22 protein-coding genes are annotated in these 23,797 nt (G+C 41.9%); 9 read left to right on the forward strand and 13 right to left on the reverse strand.

The features are described from left to right. Positions 1–68 precede the first annotated feature (68 nt). Positions 69–884: an AraC family transcriptional regulator gene (locus tag DBR43_RS18775; RefSeq protein WP_124583576.1), complete on the forward strand. Its 816-nt coding sequence runs from the start codon at positions 69–71 to the stop codon at positions 882–884. On the opposite strand, the gene DBR43_RS18780 is transcribed toward DBR43_RS18775, so the two are convergent. After that, entirely contained in the window at positions 881–1,354 is a 474-nt protein-coding gene (locus DBR43_RS18780; RefSeq protein WP_124583578.1) for a GNAT family N-acetyltransferase, read from the reverse strand. The two genes, DBR43_RS18775 and DBR43_RS18780, sit on opposite strands and share 4 nt — an antisense overlap. 290 nt (positions 1,355–1,644) lie before the next feature. On the opposite strand from DBR43_RS18780, the gene DBR43_RS18785 reads away from it, so the two are divergent. Then, on the forward strand, positions 1,645–3,648 hold the full coding sequence (locus DBR43_RS18785; RefSeq protein ID WP_124583580.1) for a DUF3857 domain-containing protein: 2,004 nt from the start codon (positions 1,645–1,647) through the stop codon (positions 3,646–3,648). After that, positions 3,648–5,546 carry a DUF3857 domain-containing protein gene (locus tag DBR43_RS18790; RefSeq protein WP_124583582.1) on the forward strand — a complete coding sequence of 633 codons (1,899 nt, stop codon included), beginning with the start codon at positions 3,648–3,650 and terminating at the stop codon, positions 5,544–5,546. Before DBR43_RS18785 ends, DBR43_RS18790 begins: the two co-directional genes overlap by 1 nt. 15 nt (positions 5,547–5,561) lie before the next feature. Here DBR43_RS18790 and DBR43_RS18795 read toward each other — a convergent pair whose 3' ends face one another. Both DBR43_RS18795 and DBR43_RS18800 read right to left on the reverse strand, forming a co-directional pair. Then, complete coding sequence (locus DBR43_RS18795; protein WP_124583584.1) at positions 5,562–6,836, reverse strand: M16 family metallopeptidase; 1,275 nt, start codon at positions 6,834–6,836, stop codon at positions 5,562–5,564. After that, entirely contained in the window at positions 6,829–8,073 is a 1,245-nt protein-coding gene (locus tag DBR43_RS18800; protein WP_124583586.1) for a M16 family metallopeptidase, read from the reverse strand. The genes DBR43_RS18795 and DBR43_RS18800 overlap by 8 nt, the downstream gene beginning before the upstream one ends. 101 nt (positions 8,074–8,174) lie before the next feature. Here DBR43_RS18800 and DBR43_RS18805 point away from each other — a divergent pair, with 101 nt between their 5' ends. Then, complete coding sequence (locus DBR43_RS18805; protein WP_073232836.1) at positions 8,175–9,299, forward strand: CofH family radical SAM protein; 1,125 nt, start codon at positions 8,175–8,177, stop codon at positions 9,297–9,299. A gap of 55 nt (positions 9,300–9,354) precedes the next feature. On the opposite strand, the gene DBR43_RS18810 is transcribed toward DBR43_RS18805, so the two are convergent. Together DBR43_RS18810 and DBR43_RS18815 are read right to left on the reverse strand one after the other, a co-directional pair. Next, on the reverse strand, positions 9,355–10,200 hold the full coding sequence (locus DBR43_RS18810; RefSeq protein WP_124583588.1) for a ferritin-like domain-containing protein: 846 nt from the start codon (positions 10,198–10,200) through the stop codon (positions 9,355–9,357). An 11-nt stretch (positions 10,201–10,211) separates the two neighbouring features. Further along, entirely contained in the window at positions 10,212–10,931 is a 720-nt protein-coding gene (locus DBR43_RS18815) for a ferritin-like domain-containing protein (RefSeq protein WP_124583590.1), read from the reverse strand. A 266-nt stretch (positions 10,932–11,197) separates the two neighbouring features. Between DBR43_RS18815 and DBR43_RS18820 the strand changes: the two genes are divergently transcribed. The 4 genes from DBR43_RS18820 (at position 11,198) to DBR43_RS18835 (ending at position 16,716) form a co-directional block, all read left to right on the forward strand. Then, positions 11,198–11,977 (forward strand): LytR/AlgR family response regulator transcription factor, encoded by a 780-nt coding sequence (locus DBR43_RS18820; RefSeq protein ID WP_124583592.1) that lies wholly within the window; start codon positions 11,198–11,200, stop codon positions 11,975–11,977. Then, complete coding sequence (locus tag DBR43_RS18825; RefSeq protein ID WP_124584913.1) at positions 11,967–14,927, forward strand: two-component regulator propeller domain-containing protein; 2,961 nt, start codon at positions 11,967–11,969, stop codon at positions 14,925–14,927. Before DBR43_RS18820 ends, DBR43_RS18825 begins: the two co-directional genes overlap by 11 nt. A 412-nt stretch (positions 14,928–15,339) precedes the next feature. Next, positions 15,340–15,528 (forward strand): hypothetical protein, encoded by a 189-nt coding sequence (locus DBR43_RS18830; protein WP_124583594.1) that lies wholly within the window; start codon positions 15,340–15,342, stop codon positions 15,526–15,528. Between the two features lie 69 nt (positions 15,529–15,597). Next, positions 15,598–16,716, forward strand: coding sequence for a GNAT family N-acetyltransferase (locus tag DBR43_RS18835; protein ID WP_124583596.1), 1,119 nt, complete (start codon positions 15,598–15,600; stop codon positions 16,714–16,716). Positions 16,717–16,722: 6 nt separating this feature from the next. On the opposite strand, the gene DBR43_RS18840 is transcribed toward DBR43_RS18835, so the two are convergent. From DBR43_RS18840 to mce, 8 genes are all read right to left on the reverse strand, one after another. Beyond that, positions 16,723–17,052, reverse strand: coding sequence for a helix-turn-helix domain-containing protein (locus tag DBR43_RS18840; RefSeq protein WP_073232843.1), 330 nt, complete (start codon positions 17,050–17,052; stop codon positions 16,723–16,725). A 40-nt stretch (positions 17,053–17,092) separates the two neighbouring features. Further along, positions 17,093–18,448, reverse strand: coding sequence for a UDP-N-acetylmuramate--L-alanine ligase (locus DBR43_RS18845; protein WP_124583598.1), 1,356 nt, complete (start codon positions 18,446–18,448; stop codon positions 17,093–17,095). 43 nt (positions 18,449–18,491) lie between these two features. Beyond that, positions 18,492–19,331 (reverse strand): 50S ribosomal protein L11 methyltransferase, encoded by an 840-nt coding sequence (gene prmA, locus DBR43_RS18850; protein WP_124583600.1) that lies wholly within the window; start codon positions 19,329–19,331, stop codon positions 18,492–18,494. Then, on the reverse strand, positions 19,331–20,095 hold the full coding sequence (tpiA, locus tag DBR43_RS18855) for a triose-phosphate isomerase (protein ID WP_124583602.1): 765 nt from the start codon (positions 20,093–20,095) through the stop codon (positions 19,331–19,333). Before tpiA ends, prmA begins: the two co-directional genes overlap by 1 nt. Before the next feature lie 59 nt (positions 20,096–20,154). After that, positions 20,155–21,333, reverse strand: a complete 1,179-nt coding sequence (locus DBR43_RS18860) for a GlmU family protein (RefSeq protein ID WP_124583603.1) — start codon at positions 21,331–21,333, stop codon at positions 20,155–20,157. A 71-nt stretch (positions 21,334–21,404) separates the two neighbouring features. Then, positions 21,405–21,653: a type B 50S ribosomal protein L31 gene (locus tag DBR43_RS18865; RefSeq protein WP_069377557.1), complete on the reverse strand. Its 249-nt coding sequence runs from the start codon at positions 21,651–21,653 to the stop codon at positions 21,405–21,407. A 97-nt stretch (positions 21,654–21,750) separates the two neighbouring features. Next, the gene (locus tag DBR43_RS18870; protein ID WP_124583606.1) at positions 21,751–22,038 is read right to left on the reverse strand and encodes a hypothetical protein; all 288 of its coding nucleotides are present in this window, start codon (positions 22,036–22,038) and stop codon (positions 21,751–21,753) included. Then, on the reverse strand, positions 22,038–22,445 hold the full coding sequence (gene mce / locus DBR43_RS18875) for a methylmalonyl-CoA epimerase (RefSeq protein WP_124583608.1): 408 nt from the start codon (positions 22,443–22,445) through the stop codon (positions 22,038–22,040). Before mce ends, DBR43_RS18870 begins: the two co-directional genes overlap by 1 nt. A 125-nt stretch (positions 22,446–22,570) precedes the next feature. Here mce and DBR43_RS18880 point away from each other — a divergent pair, with 125 nt between their 5' ends. Continuing rightward, positions 22,571–23,782 (forward strand): IscS subfamily cysteine desulfurase, encoded by a 1,212-nt coding sequence (locus DBR43_RS18880; protein WP_124583610.1) that lies wholly within the window; start codon positions 22,571–22,573, stop codon positions 23,780–23,782. Positions 23,783–23,797: the final 15 nt, after the last annotated feature.

A 23,797-nucleotide genomic window follows, 5' to 3' on the forward strand; every position in this document is an offset into this window, starting at 1 on the left:
ACAAATTTCGGCTAAGAATTGTTTCTTTATTTTATCTAAACTGACATATATTTGTTCAAACCAGCCACATGAATACCTTAAGCAACGAAGCCTTATTATCTGCAATTGATGCGCATCAGGAAAGCACTTATGTATGGCACAGTAAATTTGAAGACCGTTTCCGGCACCATAAGCACATCAAAGGCCAGTTGACCTATGTAGAGGGAGGGGTAATTTTTCTTTATGCGAATGACAAATCCTACTTTATTCCGGCACGTCATTACCTTTGGATTCCTGCCGGTGTGGAGCATCATTTACAGCATCGTTACCGGGCAGCCATTGTCCGCAATATCTATTTTGATACCGCTCCAGAAGAGAATAACCCATTTTTTGACCATATCGGCATTTATCCGGTAAATGGATTGTTATTGGAAATGCTTAAATTTTCCGAGCACTGGAACGGGGACATTTTTCCGGGAACACATGAATATGGTTTTTTAAACACGATACAGAACATACTTCCTACTATCAGCAAGCATCCCTTACCCATCGTTGTTCCGACTACAGACAATGAAAGACTGCGACCGGTGCTCTGGTATATTCATCAGCACCTGGCGGATGAGCTGACACTGGAGGTCATTGCTGCTGCCACAGGTTTCAGTGAACGCACCTTATCTAGGATCTTCCAGGCTTCTCTGGACATTTCATTTTTTCAATATCTGAAACTGGTCAGGATCACTAAAGCCATGGAGAAACTCCTGGAGAGCGACCTGACCATTAGCGAAATTGCCTACGAAGTAGGCTATGACAGCATCTCCTCTTTTAGCAATACTTTCTTTAAGATGACAGGACGCAGGCCTTCCACCTTCAAAGAATTAAAAATAGCGAGTTTAGATCCGGATTAGTTACCGGCGTCTTCTTCAGGTTCGGTATGTTGTCTGAGTTGTTTTGGTCCCTGAGGCCAGATGTAACAGGTGGATTGCTTTTTCCATCCCAGGCTTTTATAAAAATCTCCCTTTCCCGGAGCAGCAGTTAAGTTTACGAAATGATAATTATCGCCCAACTTTTCATTCAGGGTTTTAACCAGGTATTTACCCAATCCATTTCCCTGAAAGTCCGGGTCAACAATGATATCTGCCAGCACCGCATAATACCTTCCGTCGTCTACCGTCCTTCCAAAAGCAATCAGCTGATCTTCCTTATAAATGAAGAGTGTCCAGCTGCTTCTTCTGAATGCAGCTTCTATTTCTACTTCTTCCCTTTTTCTCCAGTCTACCTTCGAAAACAGCTCACATACGTAAGCCCAGTCCACAGTGGATAAATCAGGATTGATTTTATAAGTAAGGTCATTCGCATGTATTTTGTTCGGAGACATATTTATCTTAAAGATTTTAATTGGGCACAAATATCAGTAAATAATTCTTTTCTATTTAATCCTTTGGATGATTGTGGAAAAATCTGCCGTATGCCCCTGATTCCTTAAAAAAACAAGGAATACAGGCCTGTAAAACCGACAATTCAATCAGCAATACCATAAATGTATTCAACCAAATCTACATTTTTATTGCCGCAATAGATAGAATTGTTAAGCCAGTAAAAAACAAAAAAATAGAATTTTTCCCATGAAGAAAAATTCCTATAATTGTGCAAAATAATTAACCACTCATGAATAAGCTAAAACTGCTGTTATCCGGCATTTTCTTCCTGGCTTCGCTCTGCTCCTACGCTCAGAACAAACCTGTTATCCAAAAAAATTTTAAATATGGAAAGATCGATCCTGCAGAATTCGGCACGAAAGTAACAGGTATAGATTCTGCCGCCGCAGCAGTAGCATTGTTTGATGTAGGTAAAGGCTGGTTTGAACTGAGTCCCAAAACCAATGGTTTTGTCTATGTTTTTGAGCGCCATACCCGTTATAAGATCATCAATAAAAACGGTTATGACCTCGCGAATTTAGAGATCCAGTTTTACCGCAAGAATGGCTATGAAACCTCACTCGACTATATGGAGGCAGCCACCTACAATATGGAAAACGGCAAAATGGTGGTGAGTAAGATCAACAAAGAGGCTAAGTTTTCCGAAAAACAGGACAAGAACTTCACCATGAAGAAATTTACCCTTCCCAATGTAAAAGAAGGCGCGATTATCGAATATAAATACAGAATTAAATCTGACTTTACCTTCACACTGAGCCCCTGGTATTTCCAGAAAGAAATTCCGGTTTTATACTCCTGCCTTCAGATCAGAATTCCTGAATATTACACTTATAAAACAACAGGTGGCGGATTTGTGCATTTAAACCCAAGTTATGAAGCACAAAATCAAACCTTTACACTGGGAGGAGACCAGCTCAGCGCCACGGTTAACCAGACCACTTATATTGCTGAAAATGTGCCGGCCCTGAAAACAGAACGTTTCATTACCACCCTGAAAGATTATGTAAGTAAGGTTGAATTTGAACTGAGCGCCACGCGTTTTCCGGGTGCGATGTACGAGGAGCATACTTCTACCTGGCCCAAGATCGTAAAGGTTTTAAAAGGAGATGAAAATTTTGGCAAGTTTACTGATAAAAGAAGCTACAATAAGACGCTCGTACAGCAGCTCATCAAAGGGGAAACCAATCCCGACAGCATTGTCAAAATCCTTTTTAAACATGTTAAAAGCAATATAAAATGGGATGATGAATGCAGTAAGTATGCAAATGTCTCCAATCCAAAAGCTGTTTTTGAAAAGAAATCCGGAAACTCTGCGGACATCAACCTGAGTTTGTATTGCTTACTGAACGAAGCTAATATTAAAGTATTTCCTGTATTGCTCAGTACAAGATCAAACGGAATGCATCCCGGCTTTCCAATGCTGACACAGTTTGACAACGTGATCGTAGCCGTTCAAACCGGTGATAAATACCAGCTGCTGGATGCAACAGATAAAAACCATACCCCGGGCCTGATCTCTTATGACAACCTCAACCATGAAGGGCTCAAAGTAGACCTGGCTTCGGAAACCGGAGAATGGATCTCTCTTGAAGAAGATAAACTCAGCCGGAAAAACATTACCTATAGCCTGGTACTCGATGCAGAGAATAAATTATCAGGCAAGCTTTTTCTTTCCTTCACGAATTATGAAGGACTGGGCCGCCGGGATAACTATCAGGCTGCAGCAAATCAGGAAGAATACCTGAAGAAATACAAAGAAGACAAACCCGGACTTAGTGTTAAAAATTACCAGGTCACGAATTTAGACCTTGTGGAAGAGCCATTGGCAGAATCTATGGATGTCCTGATCGAAGACAATGTGGAGGAAGCCGGGAACCTCGTATACCTCAGCCCCTTGTTGTTTGACCGGACCAAAGAAAATCCATTCAAGCTCGAAGAGCGGAAATTTCCGGTAGACTTTGGTTATCCGACGGAAGAAAATTACCGCATCAGCATTGAGTTCCCTACAGGATATCAATTGGACAAGATGCCCAAAAATGAAAGAATTGTATTACCGGATGAGACTGCTTCTTTTACTTTTATAACGGCAACAGAAGAAAACAAGCTCTTGCTCTCCAGCAAAATCACCCTTAAAAAAGCTTTTTATACCCCTGAAGAATACCAGGATCTAAAAGAGCTCTTTAAAAACATCGTGAGAAAACAGGCGGAACAAATCGTATTTAAGAAGATTTAATGAAACAGAAATTGATGTTAACAGCCATGCTGGCCTTTGCCGGGAGCTGCAGTTACGCCCAGGGGGAATATGATGTCAGCAAAATTCCTGCAACGCTAACGGAGAATGCAGCCGTAGTGGTCAGAAATGAAGAGATGGTCTATGAGGTTAAGGGACTGGGAACGGCGAGAGAGGATTATAAAACCGCCGTAACCATTTTAAATAAAAAGGGAGAAGGCGCTTCCAACATGTACGAGCATTATGATAAATTCTCCAGCATCTACAATTTAAAAGCAACGCTTTACGATGCAAAAGGAATAAAAATAAAGGAGTATCGTTCTTCTGATTTCAAAGACAGGAGTGCTGTATCCGGAGGTACATTGTATTCAGACAGCAGAATAAAGTTCATGGAATTTTTATATGCTTCTTTTCCTTACACCATTGAATACAGCTACAGTGTCGATTACAGCGGCATTTTAAGCTATCCTTCCTGGAATCCGGCATCTTCCTGGGCCATGTCGGTAGAAAAGTCTTCCTATACTTTTAAGATCCCGAAATCATTGAGCTTTAAGCAGCTCAACAGTGTTGGATTGAAAACAGATTCTACGGTTATAAAAGACCAGAAGCAGTACCAATGGTCCTGCGCGGCTGTTCCTGCATTGGTTCATGAGCCGATGAGTACCGGATTAAAGACCGTAACCCCATGGGTTAGCCTGGCACCAAATCAGTTTGAATATGACAGCTCCAAAGCAAATATTGAAAACTGGCAAAATCTGGGTGGCTGGTTGTACCAGCTGAGCAGCGGTTCGCAGGTCCTGCCGGCATCCGCAAAGTCAAAGGTACAGGAGCTCATCAAAGATGCGAAGTCACCAAAGGAAAAAATGAAATTGCTTTACCGGCATTTACAGGAAAACACAAGATATGTTGGCGTTCAGCTTGGGATCGGTGGGTTTACGCCCATCGTCGCAGAGAAAGTATCTACCGTAAACTATGGAGATTGTAAGGGGCTTTCCAATTATATGAAGGCCATGCTGCAGGAAGCAGGCATAAAATCAAACCTGGTGGTGATCGGGAATGGCATGCCTTCGCTTAACCGCAAATATGCCAGTATGAATCAGGCCAACCATATGATCCTTTGTGTGCCTTTGGAAAAAGACACCACCTGGCTGGAATGTACGAGCTCCTATGATCCCATGGGTTTCATCGGCAATAACAATTCAGGCAGAACGGTTTTACTCGTGACCGAAGATGGAGGTAAACTCGTGGAAACACCACTCATGACCCCTTCCGCCAATTATTTGAAACGAAGTACAAAGGTTATTCTAAATGAAGAAGGCAGTGCGGACATCCAGATTGACGCGAAATATGCGAACGCCCAATATGAGGACAACATTGGATTAATGCTGATAGAGCCGGTTACGCAGCGTAAAAACATCATGAATTCCTTAGGGATTCCGAATATGGAGATCACTTCTTTGAAGTACAGTCAGCCGGACAAAGACCAGCCTTTATTAAATGAAAGCATCAGTCTGAAAAGCAGCCAGCTGCTGAGCGGAGGCGGGGGAAAACTATTCCTCACGATGAACCTGTTAAACAGGCAGGAAAATTCGCTGACGCCAATTGAGAAGCGCAAAACTCCTTTCTCTCTTAACTATGGTTATCTGGATGAAGATGAGGTGATCTACACCATTCCAAAGGGATTTAAAGTAGAATTCATCCCTAAAGATATCCTCATAGAATCTGAATTTGGAAAGTATACGGCAAAAGTGGTTGCCAAAGACAATACCCTCATTTATACGCGGACAAAGTCCATCATTAACAAACAATATCCTGCTGAAAAATACAATGATTACGTTGCTTTTCATAAAAAGCTGTATCAGGCAGACAAACAAAAAGGAATCCTGGCTAAAATAGAATAGCCAGGAGATTTCCTTTTATTTCTTTCCAACCACCACCTTTGTGAAGTCGGCAGGGTTCAGATATTGATTGGCCAGCTGTTTCAGTTCTTCAGCGGTAATCGTTTTTACGGTTTCGATATAGTTATCGTAATAGGTATAATCCAAACCGGAGAAATACGCATTTTTAAACTTGTCAGCATGAGAGAAAGCATTCTCCAGGCTGCCCAGCATAGAGCCAAGCATGTAATTGCGGACCAGGTTCAATTCTTCTTCAGTCACCGTTTCTGTTCTCAGCAGCTCGATTTCTTTTTCAATCTCCGTCAGTGCACTGCTGCAAACATCTGCTCCTACTTCTGTGGCAATAAAGAAATAACCAGCGTCTTTTAAAGAGACTACTGCAGAGCCAATGCCATAAGTATAGCCTTTATCCTCACGGATATTTGCCATCAGCCTGGAGCCGAAATAACCACCAAGCAAACAGTTCAACACCTGGAATCCAGGAAAATCTTTGTGTTTTCTGGTAATGGCAAGTGCGCCCATCCGAATGGCCGACTGAATCGCGTCCGGACGCTCAATCAGGACTTCTCCCTTTGTTCCTTCGCTAAACTCAAATTTATTGACAACCGATGCTTCATGGTTGTCCCAGTCTTTTCCAAGGAAATCATTCAACAGGTTGAATTCTTTATCTTCGAACTTCCCGGCCACGATAATCGTACAGTTTTCAGGTTTGTATGCCGCCTTGAAATAGCTCAGTAAATCGGCCTGCTGTATGGCATCGTAATCCGATGCTGCAATATTGGAACCGTAGGTAGAATCTCCGAAAATGGCATGTGCAAAATGTTTCCTGGCCAGGAAATCATTCTTCTGCAAGCTCACCTGCAGCGATTGTTTTTGATTCTGGATAAAAATATCCAGTTCCTGCTGAGGAAAAATACTCTCGTTCAGGATCGACCTGAGGATCGGCAATACTGCCGCCAGGTGTTTATTTAAGGTATAAACCTTTACGCTCGACTGATCTGCACCATATTCCGTTTGCAGGAAAGCACCATAATAATCTACTTTTTCTGCAATATCTTTGGCTGTTAGTTTCGCCGTTCCGTTATTGATCAGGTGGCTTACCGCGACTGCCTGAAGGGGCTTTGACTGGTCCCAGTTTACATTCTCAAATATAAACTCAATCCGCACCAGTTCCTGTTTACCTGCATTGATCGTGAATACGGGAATCCCGTTATCCAGTTGCTGCTTTAATGGTTCAATAAAATTTATTTCATCTACCTGTTTCGATTCAGGCGCTAATGTACGATTAAGCATCTTGAGCAGTTAAATAGTATAAAATTGAAGATTGTTCTTTTACGAAGGTGCGTTGTGCAACTTCTAAAATGCGCGATGAAGTCACATCATGGTATTTATGAATCTCTGTGTTCAGCAGGTTTGCATCTCCTAACAATTCATAATAAGCCAGGTTCATGGCCTTATCTAAAAGGCTCATCTCGGCAAATACAATAATGGATTCAGACTTGTTTTTCACCTTGGTGAGTTCATCCACCGTTACTTCTTCTGCGGCGATGGCATTCAGCTCTTTCCAGATGGCTGCTTCGGCAGCTTCCATGCTTACGCCTTCTACCAGTTTTCCTTCTACAATGAACAATCCTTTGTCAATACTTCCCGTCAGGTAAGCATTGATCTCGCTGAACAACTGCTGTTCTTTGAGCAGGCTATTGTACAGTCTCGACGATTGTCCCTGCGAAAGGATATCCGACAACAGGTCGTAAACCTGGTAATCTTTATCGGCCCTGTCCGGCATCTGAAAAGCCATATAGATCGCATTCAGCGGAACCTCTGCGGTTACCGTTTCCTGACGTGCTTCTGTTTGCTGAGGTTCAGCCGGCAGGTTTCTCAGGTAACGTTCTCCTGCGGGAATTGGTGCAAACCATTTCTCGGCAAGCGCTTTTACATCTTCGGTTTTCACATTACCGCCAACTACCATAATGGCATTCTGAGGGTTGTAATGCTTTTGAAAAAATGCCTTTACATCTTCCATCTTAGCATCTTCAATCTGCTTCAGGTCCTGTCCGATGGTGGCCCAGCGGTAAGGGTGTTCCTTATAAGCGAGTGGTCTCAGCTTCAGCCATACATCGCCATAAGGCTGATTCAGATAACGCTGTTTAAACTCTTCACATACCACATTACGTTGTGTTTCCAGGCTTTTCTCAGAAAAGGCAAGGCTCAGCATACGGTCGCTCTCCAGCCAGAAAGCAGTTTCCAGATTGGTGGCAGGAAGTGTGATATAATAATTGGTGATGTCATTGCTGGTAAAAGCATTGTTCTCTCCCCCTACTCTTTGCAGGGGTTCATCATAACTTGGAATATTTACAGAGCCCCCAAACATGAGGTGTTCAAATAAATGGGCAAAGCCGGTTTTATCTTGTTCTTCGTCTCTTGCACCAACGTCGTATAGAATGTTTAACACCGCCATAGGCGTTGTATCATCCTCGTGTACCAGGACACGCAATCCATTGGCCAATGTAAAACGGTTAAAATCTACCATATATTTATTAAAATAATTGTTTCAAATATAGGAATAAAGCAAAAGGGAAATGTGATAATAATGTGAAATAAAAAGAAAGGAACTTATGGTATATTTGCAGTATGAATACTGCCGAATTATTGCATAGGGCCTTACATTTTGACTTTCTTACCCAGGAAGAAGGTGTTTTTTTGTATCACCATGCATCAACTGCCGAACTGGCCTATGTAGCCAATGAACTGAGGAAAAAACAAGTACCCAGCGGGAAAGTGACCTGGCAGATAGACCGTAATGTCAACACCACTAACGTATGTATTGCCAATTGTAAATTCTGTAATTTCTTCAGAAGACCTGGCCACGACGAGAGTTACATTACGGATATCGAGACTTATAAAGTTAAAATTGAAGAGACTTTCAGATTGGGCGGTGATCAGTTGCTGCTTCAGGGCGGGCATCATCCTGACCTTGGCTTAAAATTTTATGCCGATCTGTTTAAACAACTCAAAGAATTATATCCTGACCTGAAACTGCATGCTTTAGGTCCGCCGGAAATTGCACACGTCGCGAAACTGGAAGGCATTTCTCATACGGAAGTGCTGAGTGCCCTGAAAGCCGCGGGAATGGACTCGCTTCCCGGTGCGGGTGCTGAAATCCTGAACGACCGTGTCAGAAGGCTGATTTCCAAAGGGAAATGTGGCGGAAAAGAATGGCTGGATGTGATGCGTGCTGCTCATCAGCTGGACATTACCACTTCTGCGACCATGATGTTCGGACATGTAGAAACCATTGAAGAACGTTTTGAACACCTGGTATGGATCAGGGAGGTTCAAAGTGAAAAGCCGGCAGATGCCAAAGGTTTCCTTGCTTTTATTCCATGGCCTTTCCAGGACGACGGCACCTTGTTAAAAAGATTAAGGGGCATCAGCAACAATGTTTCCGGTGATGAGTACATCAGAATGCTGGCGCTGAGCAGAATTATGCTGCCTAACGTTAAAAATATTCAGGCCTCATGGCTTACAGTGGGTAAAAATGTAGCTGAATTGTGTTTACATGCCGGAGCAAATGATTTCGGGTCCATCATGATTGAAGAGAATGTGGTTTCTGCAGCGGGAGCGCCGCACCGTTTTACGGCGAAAGGAATTCAGGATGCGATCAGGGAAGCAGGTTTTGAACCTCAGCTTCGTGGTCAGCAGTACAACTACCGCGATCTTCCGGAGCACCTGGAAGAACAGGTGATCAATTACTAAAAAAAGAGGGGAACTTACGTTCCCCTCCCACCTCAAACTTAAACAATCATCCCTCTTAAGAAACTCCAAATAATTTTACAATATCCAACACTTGCTGGGTAGTTAACGGCTCATCAAATGATTCTGAGGCTGCTGCAGCATTCACAGCAGTTCCATTAATTCCAATAATTGAAATCGTAGCCTGAGTAGTCAGTTCCTCTCCGGCATATACTGCCGCCGCATTCGGCACTCCGCTATCATTTCCTCCGGTAATCCATGGTTTGATGGCAAAGCCATTTTGGGAACGCATGTAACGGATTTTTGCAGCATGACGTGCTTCCACAGAGTGAATGTTAAGTGCAGCGGTCAGCACACCTCCCTGTCCTACCAAAGCAGGAGCCTGTCCTTTATAAGCACGAACACCGGTATCTTCCAGGGCCTGTGCTACTGCAAGAAACACCCCGTAATTACCTACTGCGAAAGGATTCGGAAAGGCACCGCTTGCGGTCCAGTCGTAACTTGCTTTTGCAGTAACTGCATCTGAACCAATCACCCCTTTCAGGAAATTCACATGTGAAGTTTCATGTCCGCTGATGATGCCAATTGCAGTTTTATCCGAAGTACCCTGTGCTGTTCCCGGGAAATCCGCACCACCTGATGCTTTTAACGCCTGGGTATAAAATGCCGCTTCAAAATGTTCCAGTGTTAGCGCAAACTGAAGTACTGCTTTTACACCTGATGGTAAAGTACTTTGTCCGTAAGCTTTGGTAAACATAGAACCTAAGGCCATAGGAACGGCCGCAAGGCTTACTTTTTTACCGATATTAAAGAACTCCTTCATGGCTGTTCTCCGTGGACTAAAGCGTTCATACACTTCTCCATCCACTTTTTCAATTTCTTCTAATATATCTACGATATTCATGTTTTCCAGGTTTAGGCGTTAAAATTGGTTACGTTGATTTTTGTTTTGACAAATCCACCGGCAATGGCCAATACTTCCAGAGGGTTACGGGATTTGTCCAGGCCATTGACCATATCCACCACTTCCACATTAGAGAAGGAGTTTGGAGAAATCAGCTCTCTGATATAAGCCGCATGACGGGCTTCCACGGATACAATTTTACCTGCAAGGGTTAAATAAACGGTACTTTTTAATAAACTGCCTGCACCATTATAAGCGGAAACACCTAAATCTTCGAACGCTTTTGCGGTTCCTAAAACACTGGTACGGTCTGCAAAATTGATTTTTGAAAAATCAACCTCTAAACTGCCAATGGCTGCTGCTCCCAATGCATTTTTGAAAAATTCACGATGGGCAATTTCATGAAACTGAATGTCTTTAAAATAAGCAAGTTCTGCCGCACTGATATTGGCATAAGGCGTAGCTGCTACCTGAATATAAAAGGCGGCTTCCAGTTGCTCTAATGCATAGGCATAGTTTAATACGCCAAAGTCATCTTTAAAATCCAGAGTTACCCCGGTTGCTCCCGGCTCCATTGGATTATTACGGTCTTTTTTACAACCGGCAGCGATCAATGCGATACCTGCTGCTCCTGCTCCTGCATATTGCAGGAAAGAACGGCGCTGCAATGTGGAATTAAAAATACTGCTTTCCTCCTGCAGCATTTCTTTTTCTTCTTGTAAGTTTTTCATAAGGCTATTTTTTTTATGGCCATGAAGCGCTCATCATCTTGTGATTCATTTCGTTAGGTCATCTTTAAGATCATGATGGTTTCATAGTTTTTTGTTTTGGGTTTAAAGCTCATGAAGCTTACCTGCGCAGGTTTCAGATTCATAAAATTTACTGGGTTTATAAACGCATCTACGAGATAAAAAGGAGGACGGTTTTCAGTGCGGGGAAGAAATATTCTTAGTTCCCTCAATTTTTTAATAAATTCACCCTATAAAACTGATAAACTGTGCTGAATACAATTATTGTTGATGATGAAGAATTTGCCCGCTCCTCTCTTTATTTCTTATTACAGGAAAACTGCGAGGGCATCCATATTTCAGGGATTGCCAAATCTGTAGCTGAAGCAAGGCAATTGCTGGTTAACAATAAGATAGACCTGATTTTCCTGGACATAGCCATGCCCGGAGAGAATGGTTTTGACCTGATTCCGCAGGCACAAATCAGTAAATCACATGTGATCTTTACCACTGCTTATGACCAGTATGCACTCCGGGCAATCAAGGCAAATGCACTGGATTATTTGCTAAAACCCATCGATATTGATGAGCTGAAACTGGCCGTAGAAAAAGCAGGTAAATATATTGCCCTGAATAAAAAAGAGCACAACAGGAATGAAAATCTTCAAAATCTGGCCGTTCATTTATCCGAAAGAAATGAGATCCGGAAGATCAGTTTGCCCAATGGACAGGGCTATTCACTGATCAATATTGACGACATTATTCATATTGAAGCAGACAGCAATTACTCCATATTTCATCTCGCCAATAAGGAAACCATTACTGTTTCCAAGGTTTTAAAAGAATATGAGGAGATCCTTCCCGAACAACAGTTTGTCAGAATTCATAAATCAAGCATCGTCAACCTGAATTATTTAAAGGAATATAATTCTAAGAATGGCATGGAAGTGATCCTGAAGAACGGGGAGAAAATCGCAGTTTCCAGAAGAAGGGCGAGTGATTTTGCAGAAAAGATTAAATCATATACCCGTTTTGAAAGTGATAAATAATAAAAAAACATCGGCCATTAAGCTTTTCACGATCAGCATTTTAAGCTTTTTGTTCAGTGCAACTGGTTTTTCACAAAGCACCTACCTGCAGCATTTCAGCACAAAAAGCGGACTCCCAAGCAACAATTGTTTTTATACCTTACAAGACAGCAAGGGATACATATGGATTGCAACCGATGCCGGGGTAAGCCGTTTTGACGGTAAAATATTCGAAACATTTTCGATCAACGATGGTCTTCCCGATAACCAGATCCTCCAGTTAAAGGAAGATAAAAGCGGAAAGATCTGGTTTCTCGCACTGAATGGGCAGCTCAGTTATTTTTTCAATGGAAAGATCTATAATGAGACCAACAACAACCTGTTGAAATTACTCAAGTTCAATGCGGTAATCGTCTCTTTTTTCCAGGACAGCAAAGGCCGGATCTGGCTGGGAACCAATAAGAATGTACTCGTGATGTATCAGGATAAACACATTACAAAATACATTTCGGCTGATCATGACCGGCAGTTCATCAATACTTTTGTCCATGAAGATGCTGCAGGGAAAATCTGGGCAATCAGCAATACCTCTGTGCGGATGCTGCAGGGAACTAAATTCAAAGTAGCCCCACATAGCAGTTTACCCATTTCGTATAAAACAGCGCTCAACCTTCCCGATAAAACCCTGGCCTACCTCGACGCTTCCGGCTTAAAGATCAGAACAGGTAATGAAGAAAAATTACTGACCAAAGTCAATACGGCCTTGCTGAGCAATGACCCCGGTTATTTTCACCTGGATCAGAATAAAGACCTCTGGCTAAGCAATGCCTCCGGCATTTACCATATTGAGTCTGACGGAAAAACGAAGCGTTACCTGGACAATATTTCTTCCAGTCAGGCGATCAGGGATGCCAAAGGCAATATGTGGTTTACCACCACCAATGGGATTTACATGCTCCCTCAGAAAAATGAGCGGTTGTATGTGGTCAACAAAGCCAACGGGCTGGGCAGTGATCTCGTAAAAAGCATTACAAAGGACGACAAGAACAGGTTATGGCTTGGGATGGATGAAGCAAAAATCAATGTCGTTGATCAGCAGAACAACCAGATCAACCAAATTGCCCTGGGAGACAAGAAGAAATACAACATCGTTAAACAACTTGCTTTCGATACCACTGACCATTCCATTTACTTTGCTTCTGATTATGGCTTAGGGAGGATCAATGACATATATAAAGACAACAGGAACATTGATTACCTCCGGGAAACGAGCAGCTCCATGTTTGTCATTAAAAGTTTCAGCATCTCCTCAGGGGGACTTAAAAGTCTGGCACTGGCACTTTCTTCGGGTGTGGTCATTATCCCAGACAGGTTAAAGAAATTTGAGTTCAGCTCCCTTTCTTTCCGGCAGGGAGAAGATTTCTTTAACAACAGGTCCTACCGGGTATTCTACGACCGGCATCAGGGCTTATGGTTTTCAAACATCAATGGTTTGTCTGAGTTCAATAAGGGAACCCTCACCAATTTCTTCGAGAAACAGCCCCTGTTAACGAAGCGGATTAACGACATTCAAGAGCTTCCCGATGGCACGATTGTGCTCGCTACCGATGGAAACGGGCTGTTGTTTATGAAAGAAGGGCTGATCGTCAAAGTCATCACCCAGGAGGATGGCCTGGCAGACAACATCTGCAAGCGCCTGTTTGTAAAAAACAACCAGACCTGGGTAGTCACCAATAATGGGATCAACAGGATTTATTTCGATGGGACAAATGCAACAGTCGAATCCTTTGAATACACGAATGCACTGCTGACAGATGATGTGAATTGCCTGTATATTGACGATAAGAACGCCTATTTTGCCACCAATAATGGCCTGGTTTATTTTGCCTATAACCAATCAGAGCACAATAAAGAAGCGCCAAAGGTTTACATCACCTCTGTGGTCAACAACAAGAATAAGCTGGGGATGAACCATCCGGATCACGTATTGGATCCTTCCAACAACAGCATTACCTTTTACTATAGTGCCATAGATTTCCAGAACAAGAACATCCTTTACCGGTACCGCCTGAAAGCAGATGCCCCATGGACGGAAACAAAAAGCCGGAGAATAGAGTTCTCTTCCCTGGAACCCGGAGAATATAGCTTTGAGCTGAGCGCCAAATCAAACAACAGCAACTGGAGCAGCCCTGCGAAGGTTAATTTTGTGCTTAAAGCACATTTCTGGCAAACCGCCTGGTTCCTGGGGCTGATTTTTCTGCTGGCAGGTTTTGCTTTTTATAAGCTGGCGGTTATTGTAACCCGGCGACAAAAAAATAAAGAACAGGAGCAGCTGCTGCTGAAAAATAAAATACTCATGCTGGAGCAACGGGCCCTGCAGGCGATGATGAACCCCCATTTCGTGTTCAATGTGATGAATTCCATTCAGCATTACATCAATACAAAGGATACCAACTCCGCCAATAAGATCCTCACGGGATTTGCAAAGCTGATCAGAAAGAACCTGGAAATCTGTACCCGGAGTTTCATCACACTGGAGGAAGAACTGGATTATCTGGAGCTCTACCTGAGCCTCGAGAAAAAAAGATTCGGGGAAAAACTGATGTACCAGATCAAAGTGAGCCCCGCCATCGACAAAGAAGAGACGATGGTTCCCTCGATGATTTTACAGCCTTATATTGAAAATGCCATCTGGCATGGCATCATGCCTAAGGAAGAAGGCGGTAAAATCGACCTGCTGATTGACCTGCAGGGACCGGATCACCTGATCATTAAAATTATTGATGATGGTGTTGGCATAGACAATTCCCTCCGAAACAGAAAAGGCGATCACCAGAGCAAAGGAATGGACCTGACCAAAGAACGCATCAATTTATTAAACCAGGTTGAAGCGAATCCTATACAGATAAAAGTACAACAGACCGGTATTTCGGGCACTTTTGTATCCATTTTGATCCCTTTAATACAGTAATTTACCGTTTACTCAATTATATATACCACTTACTAATTCTATATTAATCCTGCTGAAATTTGCATTAAACTTGTTATAGATATTAAAACAAACATAGTTTGTAAAAAGCGTTCTTATAGAATTGATCAAAGATATTTTACCTAACCTAAAACTATATCTCAATTCAGGTTTCATTTGTGTGTTAAAAAATGGTAAAGCCTCAAACTTTACCATTTTTTTTTGCCCGCTCCGCTCCTTTCCACTGCTCAAAATAAATCTGCTATTTATTTTTAAATAACTCTTCTCATAAAAGTTTTTTATACTAATTTTGATGCACCAAAAAATCAATTAAAACAGCTTTGTTTATATTTAAAAAGATTTTTTGTATTTTTAACGTACCAATAAAAACCTTACTGAATTTATTTTTTTTGTAATGAAAACTCCAAAAACACCGATTAACAAAAGCCCTTTAGTTGACCCTGAAACTGAGATGGATGATTCAAGTGAAGAAACCAGTAAAAAGAAGTCATATCAGGATGATGAAGATGACGATTTTGACATGCCTTTAGATGACCTGGATACCTTCGACAACTTCAGTGATGATGATGACGACGACTATTAACAGGTAGAACATAATGATTTTCTAAGCATCCTCCACGGGATGCTTTTTATTTTAATTCCAGCTCAGCACATGCAGATTATAGCAGTATCCGATTCAAAGACAAAAAGAGATTTTTTAAACGTTGCCCGTTTTCTATATAAAGATGATCCCAACTGGATCTGTCCGCTGGATGCGGACATTGAACAGATCTTCGATGCAGCAAAAAATCCCTTCTTTAAACACGGTACCTGTAAACGCTGGATCTTAAATGACGAAACCGGAAAGACCATCGGCCGGGTGGCTGCCTTTATCAATGAAAAGAAAGCCCATCAATATGAACAACCTACCGGCGGCATGGGTTTCTTTGAATGTACCGACAACAAAACAGCAGCTTTCCTGCTGTTTGATACGGCAGAAGCCTGGTTGCAGGAACAGGGAATGAAAGCCATGGACGGCCCGATCAATTTCGGGGAGAATGATTCCTTCTGGGGATTGCTCGTAGAAGGCTTTACACCCCCTTCTTACGGCATGAATTACAATCATGCATACTATCGCCGCTTTTTTGAAGATTATGGATTTAAGACCGCCTATGAGCAAATCACCAACCACCTGGCAGTCAGGAAACCTTTCCCGGAGCGCTTTACCAAAATCGCCAACTGGGTAGCCAATAAGCCGGGTTATACTTTTGAGCATTTTTCCAAGAAAAATTCGGCAAAGTACGTGCAGGACCTGATGGACATTTACAATGATGGATGGCAGGATTTTGAAAACTTTGTACCGATCAAAAAAGAAACGCTGGAAGAGAGTTTTAAAAAGATGGAAGCCATCATGGACGAAAAGCTGATCTGGTTTGCCTACATCAACGGGGAACCTGCATCCTTTGTAGTGATCATCCCGGATGCCAATCAGATGATCAAAGGTTTTAACGGAAAACTGGGACTGATTGAAAAACTGACCTTCCTTTACAAACGTTGGGTTGGGGTGAACAGGATGCGTGCGATTGTGATGGGAACTAAAAAAGCTTATCAGAAACACGGACTGGAATCCGCATTGTTCATTAAGCTAAAGGAATATGTATTGCCTTTAAATCAGTATGATGAACTTGAGCTTTCCTGGGTAGGAGATTTTAACGACAAAATGCTTTCTATTCATGAAGCAACAGGTGCCACCTTTGGTAAGCGACACCTGACACTTCGTAAAATCTTCTAAAAAGAATTATTTTTCTCTGATTTCTTCATAAAGGTCAATCACCTTCTTCTGAAGTTTGATGATCTCTTCTTCTCTCAAAGAAAGTTTATCTTTCAGGCTATTGATTTCTTCAAAATTAAGCGACTGAGGATTTTCTCCCTCTTTAGAGATAATATCCATAGTGGAGACTGCAAACAGGTTCGCAATCTGTTCTAATCTTGAGATGTTAATATCTGTGATACCTGTTTCAATTTTAGAAAAGGCAGGAATAGAAATATTTAGACGTTTAGCCACTTCCCCTTGGCTCCAGCCATTTTTCTGGCGTAATTGTCTAATGTTTTTTCCAATGATATTCATGTGATTAATTTAGGTGTATTATTATAGTTAGTACTTTATTTTATTTTGTATTCAACTCGCGTGCCAATTTCACTAAATCCAGTCCACCAAAATTTCCGGAGCTCATTAACAATAAGTTAGTACCAACAAAATTCAACCCTAATAAGTAATCTTTAAGCGCATCAGAATTATTAAAAAACTGCAATTCCTTACTTTGAAACGCCATTTGAACCTCAGATTTGCTAAAAGGTTTAATCTTTTTATGCTCAAAAGTTTTTTCATCAATATATACAATTGCATGGTCTGCTTCGTCCATTGTACCTGCATACTGTGCTAAAAAATCTTTATTCAAACTGCTAAATGTATGTAACTCTATACACGCCACCAATTTCCTTTCAGTAAATTGAGTTTTCACCGCCTGAATGGTCGCTTTCAACTTTGAAGGCGAGTGTGCAAAATCTTTATAGACATTTGTCTTCTCTGTTTTACTCAGCAGTTCCAGCCTTTTCGCTGCTCCTGTAAAGGAAGAAATCGCCTGATTAAACTGCTCATCATTTACAGCCAAAGCATTACAAACCAACCTGGCGGCGTTGAGGTTCATTAAGTTATGATTTCCAAAGACATTTAAAACAGTGTGGTCGGGCAACAGGGAAGTTATACCGTCTTTCACCTCATGCTGAGGAATTTCGTAACCTATTTTTTCTATCGCGGCCTTTGATTTCAAGACCATTTTATTTAAATCTTCGTCTGCAGCGCAATAAATTAATTTCCCGCCCGGCTGAATCGTATCGATAAACAAGTCAAACTGATGGGTATAATCTTCGAATGTAGGGAATACATTGATGTGGTCCCAGGCGATTCCGCTGATCACACCGATATTTGCCTTGTACAAATGAAATTTCGGCCTGCGGTCTATCGGAGAAGCCAGGTATTCATCCCCCTCAATAATGATCAGTGGTGCTGAATCGGTAACCTTCACCATGGTGTCAAAACCAGCCAGCTGTGCACCCACCAGGTAATCAAAATCCCGGTTATAATAATTCAATACATGCAGGATCATGGAAGTGATCGTTGTCTTTCCATGACTCCCCCCGATAACCACCCTCAGCTTGTCTTTCGTCTGCTCGTAAATGTATTCCGGATAAGAGTAGATCTTCAGTCCAAGTTCCTGGGCCTTCAATAGCTCCGGGTTATCCAGCAAAGCGTGCATCCCTAAAATCACCACATCCAAATCAGTGGTAATTCTAGCGGCATCCCATCCCATTTTTTCGGGCAGGATGCCATGTCCGGCAAGCCTGCTTACAGAAGGTTCAAAAATAACGTCATCAGATCCCGTTACCTGATATCCTTTTTTATGTAATGCAATGGCAAGATTGTGCATGGCACTACCACCGATAGCTATAAAATGTACGCGCATATGTCTATGATAATGATGAATAAATTATACCGCCGGAGCGGTATTAATCTTTTTTAAAGCGGGCAGCAACCCATTCTCCAATCTTTTTATGATCGATATACCTGATCTGGAATTTCTCACATTCTGCCTTGATCATATCCAGGTCCGGAGATTCATAGAATCCGCTGAAGAAAATACTCCCACCGGCAGTCAGCACTGAAGCGTATACCCCGATCTGATCAAGCAGGATGTTCCTGTTGATATTGGCAAGGATCACTTCAAAAGGCTGTGCAGGGATCGTTTCCTTTCCACCACAGGCAGCGGTAATGTTGCTGATCTGATTTAAGGCTGAATTTTCTAAAGTACTCTGGTAACACACCTCATCATTGTCTATCGCAACCAATGATGATGCGCCTTTTTTTGAAGCAAGGATGGCCAGAATCCCTGTTCCGCAACCCATGTCAAGAACGGTCTTTCCCGCAACGTCTGTCGACAGGATATACTGCATCATCATCGTAGTGGTCTGATGGTGCCCTGTTCCGAAAGCCATTTTAGGATCGATCACAATCTCATACTGATACTGAGGCTGTGCCTGGTGAAAAGTTGCCCTGACATAACATTGATCGTCGATGATCAGGGGTTCAAAATTCTTTTCCCATTCTTCGTTCCAGTTCTCCGCAGCAATTTCTGTGATGGTGTAATTCGATTCAAATTCCCCTTCATACCTGGCTAAAACATCGCCAAGGTCCTCCTTTTTATAACTATCGAAATCAATAAATGCCGCAAATCCATTTTCAGTATCTTCAAATGTATTGTAGCCAATTTCCGCCAGATCACTGATCAGCAAATCCTGCTGATATTCTGCTATCGCTGTAAAGCTGAATGTTACCTGTATGTACTGCATTAAGAATTGAAAGTTTTAACGATATCTACAAAATCTCTGGATTTCAATGAGGCACCACCAATCAGGCCACCATCGATATCAGGCTGAGCGAACAATTCCGCTGCATTTTTAGGGTTGGCACTACCACCGTAAAGGATAGAAGTCGCATCTGCAATCTCCTGACCATATTTGGCAGCAATTTCCTTACGGATATAAGCATGAACTTCCTGAGCCTGATCTGAAGTTGCAGTTAAGCCCGTACCGATGGCCCATACTGGTTCATAAGCGATCACCAGTTTAGCGAAATCTGCTGCATCCAATCCAAAAATACCATGCTCAAGCTGAGATTTAAGGACTTCAAAATAACTTCCGTTATTTCTTTCGTCTAAAGTCTCTCCGATACAGAAAATCGGTGTCAGGTTATTTTTCAAAGCGATCACTGTTTTTTGTGCCAGCAACTCATCGCTTTCTGCGAAATACTGACGTCTTTCAGAGTGACCAACGATCACATATTCTGCGCCTACAGATTTGATCATCTTTGCAGAGATCTCTCCTGTAAAAGCACCGCTTTCATTCTGATGGCAGTTCTGAGCACCAATCTTAACCGTTTCGCCACCTAGTTTTGCCAGACTGTTTAAATGTAGGTAAGGTGAGCAGATGATGGCGATTTGATCCCCTTTTTTCTCATCTCTTACCATATTTACAATCTCTGAAAACAAGGATACGCCTTCGGCATAATCCAGGTTCATTTTCCAATTTCCGGCAACAATTTTTTTTCTGGTCATATGTTTATTGTTTTAGCAGGGATGAAGGGATCAAATATCCCCGGCTCCTGCTGGTTTTTCTAATTATTATCAGAAGTTCTGTAAGCTTGAGTCTGCTCAAAAACTTCTCTTAAAATATTTTTCTCTACTTCGTCAAACGCAGTTTTTCTACGTTCAAACACTTTTTCTGTGGTCTCGAACATTTTATCCAGCTGATAGGTTTCAAAGCCATGGGCTCCGCCCCAGGCAAAGTCAGGGATAAAATTCCTCGGGAACCCGGAACCAAAGACATTGGCACCTACGCCTACTACAGTTCCGGTATTAAACATCGTATTGATCCCGCATTTCACATGATCAGCCATGATCATCCCGCAAAACTGTAATCCTGTTTTACGAAAGCTTTCTCCGGCATAGTCCCAAAGTTTCACTTCAGCATAATTGTTCTTCAGGTTAGAGTTATTCGTATCGGCACCGATGTTACACCATTGGCCCAGTACGGAATTCCCCAGATAACCTTCGTGGCCCTTTCCGGAGTAACCCCAGATCACTGCATTGTTGATCTCTCCGCCTACCCTGCTGAACGGTCCGATGGTGGTTTGTCCGTAGATTTTGGCCCCCATCTTTACCTGCGAATCATGACAAAGGGCAAAAGATCCCCTGATGTGTGTCCCTTCCCAAACCTGACTGTTCTTACCGATATATATAGGTCCGCTCAGGCTGTTAAATGTGGAACACTCCGCACCTCCGCCTTCTTCAACAAAAATATCATCTCCCAGCAAGGTATTGGTTTGGCTTAAAGCCTGGGATGTTCTGCCTTTGGTCAGCAAGGTAAAGTCTTTCTTAAGCTCTCCGTCGTTATTTTTAAAAATATCTTCAGGATAGTATATTCTGGTTAGTTCCTCTTCATAAAGCACGGGTGTTAAATCCCGGGCCTGATCCAATTGCATTCCTGCTGCCCCGCGATAAGCAATTACCAGGTCCTGTTTTTTCAGCACCTCTCCCATACGAAGCTTATCAATTGCTTCCAGTAAACCGGCATCAGGACATACTGCACCATTAATGGCTAAATCAGCTCCGCTTTGAGCAGGATATTTAAGGGCAAGATAAGGAAGGGCATAAAAGCCGGCGGTAGCCCCCAGGTGTTTTTCCCATTTTTGAGCGATGGTTAAAATTCCAACGCGAAGGTCGGCCACTGGTCTTGTGAAAGATAACGGGCGAAGGGATAGCCAGGCATTATCATCAAATAAATTGATTGTCATAAGCTACAAAAATAAAAAAAGTCCCGAAGCAACAGCATCGGGACTTAAAATAATTACCTTTTTTGGTGGAATTACTTCTTAGCGTAACGAGTTTTAAATTTATCGATACGACCAGCAGTATCTACCAACTTCATTTTACCAGTATAGAAAGGGTGTGAAGTGTGTGAAATCTCTAATTTGTAAAGAGGATATTCGTTACCATCTTCCCACTGAATTGATTCTTTAGTATCTACACAAGATTTAGTTAAAAAAGAATATTCATTTGACATATCTTTAAATACTACAAATCTATAGTTTGATGGATGCAGATCTTTTTTCATAATGTTTATATATTATTATATTTCCTTATTTCTCGCTTATTTTTAAGGTTGCAAATATCCTAAAATTATTTTTCAATAGCAAGTAAGTGTGGAAAAATTATCTACTATACTTTTTCCGGGTCTCGATTTTCTCTTTTTGCCGCGTTAAATAGGCATCAGCGATGACTTCAGCCGAAGGCAGCTCCGAATTACTGACCAATAGCTTTTTCAATTTATCTTCGTTTACATCTGTACGGTACAGTATATTCATCATTTTGGAAATGTCATTGTCCAGCAGGTAAGCAAATGCCTGGACCAGTCTTTCCCTTAACAGGGCCTCTGATAAGAGATCTTCAATTTCAAAATCCCGGCTGATGATGCTCGTTAATGATTTCAGGTCCTCCACTATTTCGCTTTTATTTCCTGACACAACTCCACCAGTACTCCGTTTGTTCCTTTTGGATGAAGGAAACAAACCAGTTTATTGTCTGCTCCTTTTTTAGGCTGCTCATTCAATAAGACAAAACCTGCTCCCCTGAGGCGTTCCATTTCCGCCAGGATATCTTCCACATCGAAAGCAATGTGGTGAATCCCCTCTCCTTTTTTTTCCAGGAACTTTGCAATCGGGCTGTCCGGATTTGTGGCAGACAACAATTCAATCTTGTTTTCCCCGGTTTTAAAAAAGGCGGTATTCACCCCTTCGGAAGCCACCTCCTCTTTTTTATAGCAAGCGGTATTCAATAGCTTTTCGTAAAGTTCGCAGGATAAATCCAGGTCCTTAACAGCGATACCTATATGCTCAATTTTCCTCATATTCTGATTAAACGGTTAGAAAAATGTAAAAATGCGTGTTTTAACTATAAGGTCATAGCTATTATTTATAATTGTTGGCATTCTTTTTTTGTACCTTTGTGTATTAATAAGAATAAATATATACGATGGAACTTCCTATTTACTTAGATAACAATGCGACTACTCCTCTTGATCCAAGGGTTTTAGAAGCGATGCTACCATATTTCACCAGCAAATTTGGTAATGCTGCCAGCCGGAACCATGCTTTTGGATGGGTTGCTGAAGAAGGTGTTGATTATGCACGTGAACAAGCGGCAAAACTAATTGGCTGTACTGAAAAAGAAATCATCTTTACTTCAGGTGCAACAGAAGCAGACAATTTAGGTATCAAAGGGGTTTTTGAAATGTACTCAGATAAAGGTAACCATATCATTACCGCTACTACTGAGCATAAAGCTGTTTTAGATACTTGTAAACACCTGGAGAAATTAGGTGCTAAAGTAACTTACCTGAAAGTGAAAGAAGACGGATTGATCGATCTTCAGGAACTGGAAGCAGCAATGACAGAACAAACGATCCTTGTAACCATCATGTATGGTAACAACGAGATCGGTGTGGTTCAGCCGGTTAAAGAAATCTCTGCAATTGCACATAAATTCGGTGCCTTATTCATGACTGATGCGACACAGGCTGTAGGAAAAATTCCTGTAGATGTAAATGCAGACGGGATTGACCTAATGGCTTTCTCTGCACACAAAATGTACGGTCCTAAAGGTGTTGGTGTACTTTATGTACGTCGTAAAAACCCAAGGGTTAAAGTTACTGCACAGATTGATGGTGGTGGTCATGAGCGTGGCATGCGTTCGGGAACATTAAATGTACCGGGAATTGTTGGTTTGGGTAAAGCATGTGAGCTTTGTCGTCTTGAAATGGATGAAGAAGCAAAACGTTTATCTAAATTAAGAGATAAACTGGAAGCATCTTTAAGCCAGATGGAAGAAAGTTATGTAAATGGTAATGTAGAACACCGTTTACCACATGTAGCAAATATCTCCTTTAAATATGTAGAAGGTGAAGGCCTGATGATGGCAATGAAAGACCTTGCAGTATCTTCGGGTTCAGCTTGTACTTCTGCTTCACTTGAGCCTTCATATGTGTTAAAAAGCTTAGGTCTTTCGGATGATTTGGCACACTCTTCTATCCGTTTCGGATTGGGTCGTTTTACGACTGAAGAAGAGATTGATTATGCGATTGAAAACACTAAAAAAGCAGTAAACCACCTGAGAGACCTTTCTCCGCTGTGGGAAATGTTTAAAGATGGAATTGACTTAAGCAAAATTGAATGGGCGGAGCACTAAGCTTTCCCCTTAAAT

The sequence above is a fragment of the Pedobacter sp. KBW06 genome, from assembly GCF_003852525.1.
In the GTDB taxonomy this organism is placed as follows: domain Bacteria; phylum Bacteroidota; class Bacteroidia; order Sphingobacteriales; family Sphingobacteriaceae; genus Pedobacter.

Coding starts and splice junctions, on each gene's coding strand:
- DBR43_RS18775 (WP_124583576.1), top strand. CDS start 69: ATGAATACCTTAAGCAACGAAGCCTTATTATCTGCAATTGATGCGCAT.
- DBR43_RS18780 (WP_124583578.1), bottom strand. CDS start 1,354: ATGTCTCCGAACAAAATACATGCGAATGACCTTACTTATAAAATCAAT.
- DBR43_RS18785 (WP_124583580.1), top strand. CDS start 1,645: ATGAATAAGCTAAAACTGCTGTTATCCGGCATTTTCTTCCTGGCTTCG.
- DBR43_RS18790 (WP_124583582.1), top strand. CDS start 3,648: ATGAAACAGAAATTGATGTTAACAGCCATGCTGGCCTTTGCCGGGAGC.
- DBR43_RS18795 (WP_124583584.1), bottom strand. CDS start 6,836: ATGCTTAATCGTACATTAGCGCCTGAATCGAAACAGGTAGATGAAATA.
- DBR43_RS18800 (WP_124583586.1), bottom strand. CDS start 8,073: ATGGTAGATTTTAACCGTTTTACATTGGCCAATGGATTGCGTGTCCTG.
- DBR43_RS18805 (WP_073232836.1), top strand. CDS start 8,175: ATGAATACTGCCGAATTATTGCATAGGGCCTTACATTTTGACTTTCTT.
- DBR43_RS18810 (WP_124583588.1), bottom strand. CDS start 10,200: ATGAATATCGTAGATATATTAGAAGAAATTGAAAAAGTGGATGGAGAA.
- DBR43_RS18815 (WP_124583590.1), bottom strand. CDS start 10,931: ATGAAAAACTTACAAGAAGAAAAAGAAATGCTGCAGGAGGAAAGCAGT.
- DBR43_RS18830 (WP_124583594.1), top strand. CDS start 15,340: ATGAAAACTCCAAAAACACCGATTAACAAAAGCCCTTTAGTTGACCCT.
- DBR43_RS18835 (WP_124583596.1), top strand. CDS start 15,598: ATGCAGATTATAGCAGTATCCGATTCAAAGACAAAAAGAGATTTTTTA.
- DBR43_RS18840 (WP_073232843.1), bottom strand. CDS start 17,052: ATGAATATCATTGGAAAAAACATTAGACAATTACGCCAGAAAAATGGC.
- DBR43_RS18845 (WP_124583598.1), bottom strand. CDS start 18,448: ATGCGCGTACATTTTATAGCTATCGGTGGTAGTGCCATGCACAATCTT.
- prmA (WP_124583600.1), bottom strand. CDS start 19,331: ATGCAGTACATACAGGTAACATTCAGCTTTACAGCGATAGCAGAATAT.
- tpiA (WP_124583602.1), bottom strand. CDS start 20,095: ATGACCAGAAAAAAAATTGTTGCCGGAAATTGGAAAATGAACCTGGAT.
- DBR43_RS18860 (WP_124583603.1), bottom strand. CDS start 21,333: ATGACAATCAATTTATTTGATGATAATGCCTGGCTATCCCTTCGCCCG.
- DBR43_RS18865 (WP_069377557.1), bottom strand. CDS start 21,653: ATGAAAAAAGATCTGCATCCATCAAACTATAGATTTGTAGTATTTAAA.
- mce (WP_124583608.1), bottom strand. CDS start 22,445: ATGAGGAAAATTGAGCATATAGGTATCGCTGTTAAGGACCTGGATTTA.
- DBR43_RS18880 (WP_124583610.1), top strand. CDS start 22,571: ATGGAACTTCCTATTTACTTAGATAACAATGCGACTACTCCTCTTGAT.